The sequence below is a fragment of the Nocardiopsis oceani genome (assembly GCF_054777395.1).
This window is the reverse complement of sequence record NZ_BAAHAR010000067.1, coordinates 17,069-29,148: the sequence shown is the minus strand read 5'-3', so window position 1 is coordinate 29,148 and position 12,080 is coordinate 17,069. Positions and strand designations below refer to the sequence as shown.

Annotated in this window: 10 protein-coding genes; 3 read left to right on the top strand and 7 right to left on the bottom strand. The window is 70.2% G+C overall.

The window, feature by feature from the left end:
* Positions 1-1,259 precede the first annotated feature (1,259 nt).
* The 5 genes from ACYVDG_RS29990 to ACYVDG_RS29970 all read right to left on the bottom strand — a co-directional run bounded on the left by ACYVDG_RS29990 (position 1,260) and on the right by ACYVDG_RS29970 (position 6,362).
* A complete protein-coding gene (locus tag ACYVDG_RS29990; RefSeq protein ID WP_460762177.1) occupies positions 1,260-3,284 on the bottom strand; it encodes a hypothetical protein in 2,025 nt (674 codons plus the stop codon).
* Positions 3,285-3,504: 220 nt separating this feature from the next.
* Entirely contained in the window at positions 3,505-4,476 is a 972-nt protein-coding gene (locus ACYVDG_RS29985; RefSeq protein ID WP_460762174.1) for an aldo/keto reductase, read from the bottom strand.
* The gene (locus ACYVDG_RS29980; protein WP_460762169.1) at positions 4,476-4,940 is read right to left on the bottom strand and encodes a MerR family transcriptional regulator; all 465 of its coding nucleotides are present in this window, start codon (positions 4,938-4,940) and stop codon (positions 4,476-4,478) included. The genes ACYVDG_RS29985 and ACYVDG_RS29980 overlap by 1 nt, the downstream gene beginning before the upstream one ends.
* Before the next feature lie 94 nt (positions 4,941-5,034).
* Complete coding sequence (locus ACYVDG_RS29975; RefSeq protein ID WP_460762165.1) at positions 5,035-5,754, bottom strand: TetR/AcrR family transcriptional regulator; 720 nt, start codon at positions 5,752-5,754, stop codon at positions 5,035-5,037.
* An 86-nt stretch (positions 5,755-5,840) separates the two neighbouring features.
* Positions 5,841-6,362 carry an HAD domain-containing protein gene (locus tag ACYVDG_RS29970; protein ID WP_460762162.1) on the bottom strand — a complete coding sequence of 174 codons (522 nt, stop codon included), beginning with the start codon at positions 6,360-6,362 and terminating at the stop codon, positions 5,841-5,843.
* A 217-nt stretch (positions 6,363-6,579) separates the two neighbouring features.
* Between ACYVDG_RS29970 and ACYVDG_RS29965 the strand changes: the two genes are divergently transcribed.
* Both ACYVDG_RS29965 and ACYVDG_RS29960 read left to right on the top strand, forming a co-directional pair.
* Positions 6,580-6,990 carry a hypothetical protein gene (locus ACYVDG_RS29965; protein ID WP_460762157.1) on the top strand — a complete coding sequence of 137 codons (411 nt, stop codon included), beginning with the start codon at positions 6,580-6,582 and terminating at the stop codon, positions 6,988-6,990.
* A 48-nt stretch (positions 6,991-7,038) separates the two neighbouring features.
* Complete coding sequence (locus tag ACYVDG_RS29960) at positions 7,039-7,434, top strand: hypothetical protein (protein ID WP_460762154.1); 396 nt, start codon at positions 7,039-7,041, stop codon at positions 7,432-7,434.
* 84 nt (positions 7,435-7,518) lie between these two features.
* Here ACYVDG_RS29960 and ACYVDG_RS29955 read toward each other — a convergent pair whose 3' ends face one another.
* Both ACYVDG_RS29955 and ACYVDG_RS29950 read right to left on the bottom strand, forming a co-directional pair.
* The gene (locus ACYVDG_RS29955; protein ID WP_460762151.1) at positions 7,519-8,748 is read right to left on the bottom strand and encodes an acyl-CoA dehydrogenase family protein; all 1,230 of its coding nucleotides are present in this window, start codon (positions 8,746-8,748) and stop codon (positions 7,519-7,521) included.
* Between the two features lie 238 nt (positions 8,749-8,986).
* Positions 8,987-10,426, bottom strand: coding sequence for a helix-turn-helix domain-containing protein (locus tag ACYVDG_RS29950; RefSeq protein ID WP_460762148.1), 1,440 nt, complete (start codon positions 10,424-10,426; stop codon positions 8,987-8,989).
* A gap of 216 nt (positions 10,427-10,642) precedes the next feature.
* Between ACYVDG_RS29950 and aceA the strand changes: the two genes are divergently transcribed.
* Entirely contained in the window at positions 10,643-11,941 is a 1,299-nt protein-coding gene (gene aceA, locus ACYVDG_RS29945) for an isocitrate lyase (protein WP_460762141.1), read from the top strand.
* Positions 11,942-12,080: the final 139 nt, after the last annotated feature.

Here is a 12,080-nt window from a genome sequence, read left to right as displayed (position 1 = left end):
TTCCCCGTTTCCTGCCGCTTGATGGTGGCCGTCTCCGCTGCGCGCGTCAAGGTCGTCGCCATCGAGCGCTTCGCGCGTCATTGGCGCTCCACCTTGACCCGCTTCGCTGCGACGGCGGGTCGGCGGCTGTCAGGAAACGGGGGACGTGTGGTCGGGGCCTGAAGGGGCCCTTCGGGCCCGGGCCTTCGGCCCGGTGGGCCGGGCTTCGCCCGGTCCGGCCGTGGCCGGCCGGATTCCTGCCCGTCCGTCTGGCTTCCTCGGTCAGCGCGTCGCAATCCAGTGGCCAGTGGGCGACGAAGGACCCGATCAGGCCGGGCGCGTGGCTGGGCGCGTCCCACCGGTCTGGCGGCTCGGTGGGTGGCCCATACGGGTGCGGGTGGTGCTGTTGGACCGGTCGGGTGTGGGTTCCAGGGCATCGACCCCCCCTACTGGAGTCATTGTGGGCGCCGAGAATGCCTCCAGGGAGGGGGCTCACCGGCCCCCGGGTGCTTCCGGGAGGGGGCTCGGCGCCCCAGGCGCCCCCATGTGGGGGGGTAGCGGGCGCCCCCGGTGGGCGCCCCACACGGAGGCAGCCCCGCTGTCCGAAACTGGCCCGGCGAAGATGACCGCTGCGTCCGAAACCGGTTCATCCCCGATGATCTTGCCCCCAGCTCCACCCTCGGCCGTCGAGGGTGGAGACAGGGGCAAGATCATCGTTGGAAAGGGGTCCCACACCTGACCGAAAGCCCGGTGGGACGCGCCCAGCCACCCGCCCGGCCTGATCGGGTCCTTCGTCGCCCACTGGCCACTGGATTGCGACGCGCTGACCGGGGAAGCCAGACGGACGGGCAGGCATCCGGCCGGCCACGGCCGGGCCGGGCGAAGCCCGGCCCACCGGGCCGCAGGCCCGGCCCACCGGGCCGCAGGCCCGGGCCCGAAGGGCCCCTTCAGGCCCCGACCACACGCCCCCGTTTCCTGACTGCCGCCGACCCGCCGTCGCAGCGAAGCGGGTCAAGGTGGAGCGCCACCGACAGCGCGCCAGCGCTTCGACGGCGACGACCTTGACGCGCGCAGCGGAGACGGCCACCATCAAGCGGCAGGAAACGGGGAAACCACCCGCACCCAACAACAAACCCCAGCCCACGCGGACTCCCCCACCCACGCGGAAAGCGGCACACCCCAAGGGCAGGGCAACCAAACCCCCCTTGTCACCAGGCTCTAAGAGCGCGGTCGGGTTCGGAGTGCTCGTTCGGCCGCTCCACGCGCCTGTGGGGCGAGCGTCACAGCGGCCACCATCCGCCGGTGAGGCCGCTCCACACGGCACCGAGGATGTCGAGGGTGTCCCTGCCGGTACGGGAGCCGATTTCCAGGCCCAGGACGAGGGCGCCCGCGATCAGGACCAGGACGAGGAGCACAAGGGGCCAGCGGCGGGACCTGTTGGGGGTGTCGTAGCCGGGTTCGGTGTCGATCCAGGACTGGTCCAAGCGCGCGATCTCCCTACGTAGTTCCTGGACCTCGGCGTGGTAGTGGTCGCGTTCCTCGCGCACCCGTTGCAGCTCGGCGCGTTCCGCCCTGACCGCGGCGCGGGCGTCGATGACGTCTGTGTAGGCACCCTCGGGGCCACGTCTGGCATGCCACCGCTCCAAGCGGGAGAGGGGCAGGTCGACGTACTGGGTCGGCCAGTTGTCGTCGGGGTCGTCGGATGCCTCGTCGGCCCCGGGCACGGTCTCGGCCGCGTAGTCGGGGGGTCCCTCCGCGTCGGTCTCCTCCTCGTCCTCGGCCTCCTCCGCGGCAGTGATGACCGGCAAGGGCGGCGCGTCGGCGGGGGTGCGGGCCTTGGGGTGGTTGGTGCGCGGTGGGTCGAGTGGTTCCGGAGGTTCCGGGGGTGCCGGGGGCTCTGTGGAGCTGAAGGTCTCGGGAGGTTCCGGGGGCTCGGGGGACTCTGGTGGTTCGGGGGGCTCTAGGGGTTCAGCGGGCTCAGCGGGCTCCGGAGGGTCGAAGAGGGCCCGGTGTGCGGAGCGCTCGGGTTCGGGTTCCGGGTCGGGTTCGGGGGAAGCGGGGGCGGAGGCCGCCCTGGCCTCGAAGCCTTCCTCCTCCGGAGGTCTCCGTGCCGAAGGTCTCGGCAGCGGGGGTTCCTGGAGCAGTGGCACCTGACCCAGGAGTCCCGCCGCCGGGGTGCGCACCGACGGGAGCTCTTCGGGTTCGGGGATGTCCTCCTCCGCAGGCCCTTCCTCCGCCGGTTCTGCCTCTGCCGACGGTTCCCCTTCTGCCAGCGCCTCCTCACCCGGCTCCTCAGCCCATGGGGATTGCGCCGTAGAAGGCCGAGGGCTGGGGTCGAACCAGTCGCAAAGCAGGTCCCGGCGGTCGACGAAGGTGACGGCCTCCGGCACTCCGCGGTCGCGCAGATGGTCGGCGAGCGCATCGCCGCCCTCCTCGCGCAAGACGGTGACCAGGCCGTCGGCGACCTTGAGGTGGTCGGTCGGGGTGCGGTCCAGGAAGGGTGAACCGGCGGGTGTGTGTTCGGTGGGCGGCCCGAAGGCCAGGTGCGGGCCCTCCTCGACGCCCAGGACGGGGTCGTAGGTGGAGAAGGACCATTTCCACCCGGCGGCGGCGACGGAGGTGCGCGGGGTGAGCACGTCGTAAAGCGTCCGGTGCAGCCCCCACAGGAAACGCAGTTGGACCGCCTGCCACAGGTCGGCGCGGTCGGGGTCCAAGACGATGTGGATGGGCCGGTCCGGGTGCTCGAGCGCGCGGGCGACGGCGCCGACGAGGATGGGCTCGTTGTCGATCTGGGTCTCGGCCGCGCGGCGGTCCCGGGTGCGGACGGCGCCGGGTGCGGCGGTGCGTTCCCAGGGTTCGGGGGCTGGCAGGGCCCGCATGGCCGCCCAGCCTGGTGCGGGGGGTCTGCGTGCGGCCGGCCGGGTGTTGGGGTTCTCGTGCAGGGCCAGGATCCGAGGAAGGGTCAGCCCTCGGGAGGGGCCGACAATGGCCCAGGCGTGGGCGTCGCGGACGTCGCCGGGCCACCGGTAGACCAGAGCGCTCTGGCCGTCCGGGTAGTGGTGGGCCCACAGGGTCTCGGGGTAGTCGGCCGGGTCGGTGTCGGGCAGCGCCGAGCGGTAGTCCGCGGTGAGTGCGGTGAGCAGGCGGTCGCGCCAGGAGCGCAGGACCGGCTGGTCCCGTTGCGGCAGGGAGGTCGACGCCGGACCGGGGCCGACGCGACCGAGCAGGGTGGGGTCGGCCCAGGCGAAGTGGATCTGGTGGTAGGCACCGGAGTCCGTCTCCAACGGCGTTGTGCTCTCGGGCAAGTGGCCCCTCCCACTGGTTCGCGGAACTCCGGTATGCCCGGCCCTTCTGGCCGAACGCTTCCCTAGGGAAGGTATCCGCCGGAAGCGTCAGGAAACCGCACAAGCGGAGTTGTACACGCTTTTGCGAGCCCTGCGAAGAATGTCGGGTTCCGCGGGCGCACGGCGGGACCGGGGTGGCACCGGTGGTCAGTGGGCGGTGCTCATCGGATGGGGCCACTGGTCAGTGGACTGCGGTCAGCCGGGCGTGCTGGTCAACGGTGAGGGTGAGGTCGGTGGCTTCGATGGCCTCGTCCAGCTGGGCCAGGGAGCTGACCCCCACCAAGGGGACGACGCTGGGCTCGTGGTCCATCAGCCAGGCCAGGACGACCTGGTTGCGGGTGGCCCCGGCCTCCCCGGCCACCGCGTCCAGTACGGCCAGGCGCGCGGCGGTGCCCGGGTGGTCGTAGGCGTACTCCAGCGGGCGGTCCGGCCGGGTGTAGGAGCCGTTCAGCAAGGGTGTGTAGGCCACCAGGGTCTGCTCACGCCCCTCGGACTCCTCCGCCCGGACGAAGTCGAGGAGTTCGGGGGTCACATGCATGTGGCTTGCGGACTCCAGAGCCGCGTCGTGGCGGGGCTGGAGGTAGCTGTAGCGGTACTGCAGCACGCGCGGGCGCGGCTGGCCGTTGGCCTCGGCGGCGGCGCGGGCGCGCTCCAGCAGCCAGGTGCGGTGGTTGCTGATGCCGGTCCCCCGAATGGCCCCCTCCGCGACAAGCTCGGCGAAGGCCCCGACGGTCTCCTCGATGGGGGTCTTCGGGTCCTGCCGGTGGGCGTACAGCAGGTCCAGGGTGTCCACGCCCAGGCGCTCTCGGCTGCGTTCAGCCGCTAACGCCACGGCCTTCGCCGAAAGCCCCTCCTGGGTCTCCAGGCCGGTTCCGGGGACCGTCGGCTGCGCGCCGAGCTTGGTGGCGATGACGACCTCGTCGGTGACGCCGCGCTCACGCCGCCACTGCCCGAGGAAGGTCTCGCTCTCGTGTCCCTGACCGCCCTCTACCCAGAACTGGTAGCAGTCTGCGGTGTCGATGAAAGTGCCGCCTGCCTCCAGGAAGCGGTCGAGCAGGGCGGTGGAGGTGACCGCGTCGGTCGTGCTGCCGAACTGCATGGCGCCCAGGCAGAGCGCGCTGACCGTGCGGCCGTTGACAGTGGTGTAACGCATCAGGGGCTCTCCTTGACGGGGGCGGCGGGTCCGGCGGGGGCGGCGGTCCCGGCTGCGGGCTCGGCGCCGTGGTCCGGGTTGTCGGCGAGTCCGGGGTTCTCGCTGAGCACCCCGAGGTAGTAGTCGATCTTGTGCTGGATGGCGTCCTGCCGGTCCCGCAGCTCGGCGATGCGTGCGTTGAGGTGGCGCTGGTGGCTCTGCAGCACGTCCAGGCGGGCGGGGATGGTGTGGTCGCCGTCGCGGACCAGCTCGGCGAAGTCGCGCAGGCGGGAGATGGGCATGTCGGTGTCGCGCAGGCAGCGCACCAGGTGGAGCAGGCCGACGTCGTCGGCACGGTAGCGGCGGTGGCCGTTGGGCCCGCGGTCCACCCGCCGGAGCAGCCCCGCCTTCTCGTAGTAGCGCAGCGTGTCCAAGGTGAGGCCGAAGCGCTCGGCGACCTCGCCCGGGGTGTAATGCTCTGTCATGCGGAAAGCATGCGACCTGGAGTGCACTCCAGGTCAAGGCCGAGAGCCCGGTTCGGCCCGGATCGGCCGGATCAGGCCGAACTTTCGGTCCCGGTCAGGCCGCGCTGCCGCGGATGGCGCCGACCACGGACGCGGTGAGGTCGTCGATGATCTCCGCCTCACTGACCTCGGGGTGTTCGAGCCACCACTCCCCCGCCGCCTGGACCATGCCCACGACGGCGTGCGCGGCGATCTGCGCGCGCACCCGGCCCTCGATCCGGCGCTCGGCCAGCAGCAGGTCGGCGAGTTCCTCGCCCAGCCGGCGGACCATCAGCCCCAGATCGCTGCGGGTGCGAACGTCCTCGGAGGTGGCCCGGTCCATGAGGAACCGGTAGAGGTTGAGGTTCTGGGAGATCATCGACAGGTAGGCGCCGACCGTGGCGCGGGCTCGCACTTCGAACTCGGTGTGCTGGTACAGCTCGGAGCGGATCGCCTCGATGAGCGGGTCCACGTGGCGCTGGGCCAGGGCGCGGTAGAGACCGCCCTTGTCACCGAAGTGCCGGTAAAGGATGGGCTTGCTGATGCCCGCCTCAGTGGCGATGACCAACACGGAGACGTCGGGGCCGTCACGCTGGATCACCCGGTCGGCGGCGTCCAGGATGGCCCGCCGCCGTTTGGGGTCGCGGCCGCGCACGCTGCGGCCCCTACGGGCTGCCGAGGCCCGGGGCGCGGGCGTGCTCCGGGCGCCGGAGAGACCCGGGACGCCGGAGGTGTCGGGGGTCCCGGAGGCGCCGTTGTCGGTCGGCGCGGTCTGCTGTGTGTTTTCGAAGGCCACAAGGGTTCACCGTAGCTGTTCGGGGTGGCAACGAGCGTACTCGGTACGGCCGCCGCCGACGCCTCGGCCCCGGCTTATCCTCCCCGTCACTCGGGTTCCTCGACGGCGGCCACGGCGGGCGGCCAGTCGGCCAGGAGGTCGAAGTCCTTCTCCCACAGGCCGATCGCTGGGTCTATCCGGTACAGGAGTGCGTCCCCGAGGTGGTTGCGGTCCACCCAGGACCGGTCCCGGACGGTGATGCCGTCGTCGACCCAGGCGAAGGGGCGGCCGTCCGCGTAGTCGACGATCGCCGGGGTCTTGAAGAACAGTCCCCAGTGGCGGGCCGGTCGGCGCGGCATCTCGACGACGGGGAGCTCGGGCAGGCCCAGGACCGGGCCGATCATCGTGTTGGCCTCGTGTTCCCAGGTGCTCGCCCACACCAGCTCGTAGGGCAGGGCGAGCAGTTCCTCGCCGTGCACCGGGTTGAGCCACACGCTCAGGGGCCGGCCCGGACGTTCCCAGCCCGGCGGCCGCATCCTGTGGGCGGTATAGCCCTCCAGCTGGGAGGGGGCGGCCCGGAACGGGTTGAGGGGGCCGTCGATGTCGATGAACAGGAGGGGATAGGACACGGCAGGCTCTCCTACGGAAGCGGTGCCCACGGACGACGCCCACAGCGTAGGCACAGGCCCCGGATCGGTCCATGGCCGCGGCCGACGTGGAGAGTCCTTGCGCGGTCGGCGGCTCCATGGGTCTGAGGGGGACGGTGGTTCGGCGAGTCGCTAACATGACCATCACCCGCACCCCGACCGCCCGAACCCGACCCGCCCCCTGCCCTCGGGAGAGCACGTGACCTCGATCGCATGGATCGGCCCCGCCGGGCCCATCGCACGCGCCGTCTGCCGCCCCCAGCTGGAGTGGATCCAGGAGCTGCTGCGCGAGGGCGAGTCCCTGGTCGCCGCCGCCTACGAGGAGGACCACACGGAGGAGGGCCTTTCCTTCCTGCACCTGCTCACCAGCGAACGGCTCTTCCGCGCCCTCAACCAGCACCCCGGCAACGCGGTGTCCTGTTGGGAGCTCTCGGAGATCCTGGAGGTGGAGGTGGCGAAGAAGCGCTTCGAGTTCGGCGCCAAGCTCACCATCACGGCCCACGACACCAGTTGGGCGGGGCCCACCCACACCCTGCGGTTCTACCGGGGCCACGCGGACGCCGACCGGTTCGCCGCCGCCGTCGAGTCCGCGCGCGCCGCCCGGACCTGACCCGCCCCTCAACCACCTGGGAGCACCGTGACTCGAGAGAACAGAACCGTGAGCTGGGTGAACCCGCCTTCCAAGTGGGTGGCCGGCCCCCAGCACGCGTATTCGCTGGACTGGTTGGAGGCGGCCTTGGAGTCCGGTGAGGAGCGCGTCGCCGGGATGTTCACCCACCCCAAGGGCACGGGCATGCTGGTGGCGCTGACCGACCGGCGCCTGTTCGTACTCAACACCCTGGCCACGCCGCCGAACATGGCCTGGGTGTGGCGGTGGGAGGAAGTGGCGGCCGTACGGCTGCGGAAGGGGTCGATGCAACGGGCCCGCCTGGTGGTCGACCCGGTCGCCCCGCGCCGCCCCTACCTGCCCGCGCTGACCCCGGTGGCGCTCAAGAGCCAGGTGGAGAAGTTCGTGGAGACCGCACAGGGGCTGGTGGAGGTCCACCCGGCCTGAACGACCACGGGCGCGCCGGGGACCGTCCACCCCCGGCGCGCCCGCACACCGCCGCCCGGTGCGCCGCGCTCCTGCGGAGCAGGTTCAGCGGACGGGCAGGCCGGTGATGGTGCGGCCGATGATGAGCTTCTGGATCTCGCTGGCGCCCTCGAAGATCGTGAAGATCGTGGCGTCGCGGTGCCAGCGCTCCACCGGGTACTCGCGGGTGTAGCCGTTGCCGCCCAGGATGCGCAGAGCGTTCTGGGTGACGAAGGTGGCGGTCTCCGAGGCGTAGAGCTTGCTCATCGACCCTTCGGCGTTGTTGAAGTCCTTGCCGTTGCGGGCCATCCAGGCGGCACGCCACACCAGAAGACGCGCGGCGTCGATGCGGGTGGCCATGTCCGCGAGGAGGAAGGCCACGCCCTGGTTGTCACCGATCGGCTTGCCGAACTGCTCGCGCTGGACGGAGTAGTCGCGGGCGTACTCGTAGGCGGCACGCGCCGTGCCCACCGCCATGACGCCGACGCTCGGACGGGAGGCCTCGAAGGTCTTCATGGCGGCCTGGCCCTTGGAGCGCTTGCCCTCGCGGGCGCGGGCGAGGCGCTCGTCGAGCTTCTCCTTGCCGCCGAGGAGGCAGGAGCCGGGGACGCGGACGTCGTCGAGGACGACCTCGGCGGTGTGCGAGGCGCGGATGCCGTGCTTCTGGAACTTCTGGCCCTGGGAGAGGCCGGGGGTGTTCGGCGGGATGATGAAGGAGGCCTGCCCTCGGGAGCCGAACTCGGGCTCGACGGAGGCGACGACGACGTGGACGTCGGCGATGCCGCCGTTGGTGGCCCAGGTCTTGACGCCGTTGAGCACCCACTCGTCCTTGGCCTGGTCGTAGACGGCGCGGGTCTTGATCGCGGACACGTCGGAGCCGGCGTTGGGCTCGGAGGAGCAGAACGCGCCGAGTTTGATGTCGTCGGCGCTGCCGAACATCTGCGGCACCCACTCGAAGAGCTGCTCCTGGGTTCCGTTGGAGGCGACCGAGACCGCTGCCAGGCCGGTACCGGTGATGGACAGGGCGATGCCCGGGTCGCCCCAGTAGAGCTCCTCGAAAGCGGCGGGAATCCCGAGGCCGGAGGGCTCCAGCCACTGGTTGGCGAAGAAGTCGAGTGAGTAGAGCCCGATCTTGGCGGCCTCCTGGATGATCGGCCAGGGGGTCTCCTCCCGCTCGTCCCATTCGGCGGCGGCGGGGCGGATGACGTCCTTGGCGAATCCGTGGGCCCAGTCCCGGACATCGCGAACGTCCTCGCTCAGTTCCAGGCTGAAGGCGGGTGCGGTGGCCTCACTCATGCGCATAAATCCTTTGTCGACTGTCGACCCGGGGAGGGGTTCTTGATGGGTGTTACCAAAGGTAACAGTCGCCCTGGGCAGGCACAATCGGACCCCGGCCACGGCCACCACAGGGACCGGGACACCCCCGGAAGCCACAGGGCTCGGACGCAGAGAACGCAGAGAAGGGGGCCGACGCCGCGTGCGTCGGCCCCCTTCTCAGGCGCTCGGCATACCGGACAGGCCGGACAGGCCGGGATCAGTCCACGCTGTGCTTGTCCAAGAACGTGTAGACGTCGTGCTCGTCCACGCCGGGGAAGGTCCCGGAGGGCAGGGCCGACAGCACGTGCGAGTGGGCACGGGCCGAGGGCCAGACATTGCCCTCCCAGCGGGTGGCCAGCTCGGCGGGAGGACGGACGCAGCACTCCCCGCTGGGGCAGTTGGACTTGGTGCGGTTGGTGGTCTCGCGGCCGCGGAACCAACGGGACTCCTTGTAGGGCACGCCCAGCGTGATCGCGTAGTTGCGCTCCTGGCTGGGGTCGACGTGCGCCACACACCAGTGCGTGCCGTTGGGCTTGTCCGTGTACTGGTAGTAGATCGAGTACCTGTCCGGGGACTGGAAGACCTGGCGGCCCGACCACTGGCGGCACATCCGCTGGCCCTCGATGGCGCCGGTGTCGTCGGTGGGGAAGACGAGGCCGTCGTTCTCGTAGGCCTTGTAGATGATGCCGGTCTCGTCGTTGCGGATGAAGTGGCAGACCAGGTCCAGGTGGCGGTGGGCCAGGTTGGTGAACCGGTGCGCGGCCATCTCGTAGGAGACGGAGTAGACGTCGCGCAGGTCCTCCACGGAGAGGTCGCGGGCCTTCTTGGCCTCCTGGAGGTAGGTCACGGCAGTGGCCTCGGGGATGAGGACTGCCGCCGCGAAGTAGTTGGCCTCCACCCTCTGGCGGAGGAAGTCACCGAAGTCGCGGGGCTGCTTGTGCCCCAGGATCACGTGGCCCAGGGTCTGCAGGAGGATCGTGCGCGGGCTGTGCATGCCCAGGGTCGTCTCGCGCTTGAGGTAGATGCGCCGGTTGACGTGGTCGGTCAGGGAGCGCACAGAGCGGGGAAGGTCCTGGACGTACTTCAGGGAGAACCCGTGGTGGGTGGCGATCGCCAGGATCTGCCCCTGGGAGAGGGGCCCGGCGGTGTAGTTGACCGCCGCCAGGGTTTCGGCGGCCGCCTTCTCGATGCCCTCGAAGTAGTTGCCGCGCTCACGCATCTGCCGCCGCAGGTCGGCGTTGGCCCTGCGGGCCTCCTCGGGGGTGGCGGTCGGCTTGGCGTGGCGCCGCTTGAGCTCGTCGTACAGGCCCACGATGTGCTCGAGGACGTCGTTGGGGACCCGCTTGCCCACCTTCAGGTGCGGGAGGTTGAGGCCTTGGTAGAGGGAGTCCCGCTGCGCCTCCTCGACCGAGATCTCGAGCTGGGCGCGACGGCTCGGAGGCTGCCTCGAAAGAAGTTCTTCCACGGAGACACCGAGGGCGGTCGCCAGGGACGTGAGGAGGGAGAGCTTGGGTTCACGTTTGCCGTTCTCCAGCAGTGAGAGCTGCGAGGGCGCCCGGCCCACACGTTCACCCAGGTCAGACAGGGTCAAGCCGCGCGTCTTGCGCAGGTGACGGAGCCGCTGCCCGAAGGTGACGAGATCTAGGTCACCTGTCAAAGTCGGTATTTCTTCAGCACCAAAGTACGCCATGCGTTCATTGTAGGAGAAGAAACGAAGATCTTCACCCGATTTCGAGTGGAAAAGTCTTGGATCTTGCTCAAGAATCATAGTTACCGGCGGGGAACTTACCGCACAGGGATCACCCCCTGTCCCTGTAAGGCCTCTCTCGACCGGTGTGAACACCTTGGGGACTACACGAAGGCGGGAACGAAGATGAGCACCAGCGCTCGACGTCAGGAAGCCAGCGCCGAACTGCAGCGCGACTGGGAGACCAACCCCCGGTGGGCCGGTATCGAGCGCACCTACTCCGCCGATGACGTCGTCAAGCTCCGCGGCTCCGTGCAGGAGGAGCACACCCTGGCCCGCCGCGGCGCCGAGCGCCTCTGGGACCTGCTCCACAACGAGGACTACGTCAACAGCCTCGGTGCGCTGACCGGTAACCAGGCGGTCCAGCAGGTCCGCGCCGGCCTGAAGGCCATCTACCTCTCCGGGTGGCAGGTCGCGGCCGACGCCAACCTGTCGGGCAGCACCTACCCGGACCAGAGCCTCTACCCGGCCAACTCGGTCCCGGCCGTCGTCCGCCGCATCAACAACGCGCTCATGCGCGCCGACCAGATCACCTGGTCCGAGGGTGACGACACCGCCCCCGAGTGGCTGGCTCCGATCGTGGCCGACGCCGAGGCCGGCTTCGGCGGCGTCCTGAACGCCTACGAGCTGATGAAGGGCATGATCGCCTCCGGCGCCGCCGGCGTCCACTGGGAGGACCAGCTCGCTTCCGAGAAGAAGTGCGGCCACCTGGGCGGCAAGGTCCTGATCCCGACCAGCCAGCACGTCAAGACGCTGAACGCCGCCCGCCTCGCCGCGGACGTCGCCGGTGTCCCGTCCCTGGTCATCGCGCGGACCGACGCTCAGGCCGCGACGCTGATCACCAGCGACATCGACGAGCGCGACCAGGCCTTCACCACCGGTGAGCGCACCGACGAGGGCTTCTACCGCTTCCGCAACGGCGTCGACGCCTGCGTCGCCCGCGGTCTGGCCTACGCGCCGCACTCCGACCTGCTCTGGATGGAGACCGCGACGCCCGACCTCGAGGTCGCCCGCCGCTTCGCCGAGCGCATCAAGGCCGAGTACCCGGACCAGATGCTGGCCTACAACTGCTCGCCGTCCTTCAACTGGAAGCGTCACCTCGACGACGCGACCATCGCGAAGTTCCAGCGCGAGCTGGGCCACATGGGCTACAAGTTCCAGTTCATCACCCTGGCGGGCTTCCACTCGCTCAACCACTCGATGTTCGACCTGGCCAAGGGCTACGCCAAGAACGGCATGACGTCGTACGTCGAGCTCCAGGAGGCCGAGTTCGCGTCCGAGGCCGACGGCTACACCGCCACGCGCCACCAGCGCGAGGTCGGCACCGGCTACTTCGACGCCATCAGCACGACCATCTCCCCCGAGGCCAGCACCACGGCTCTCACCGGCTCCACCGAGGAAGACCAGTTCTCAGCGGCTCACTGATTCTGGTCTTCGTTCCCCAGAGGTCGTCCCTCCCCGCTTTCGTGGCTGGGGCGGGGCGGGACGACCTCTCCCCCCTAGCCGTCGGCCATGCGCGGTCCGTGTCACACGCGCATGGCCGGCGGCTTTTCCGTGCTCTGGT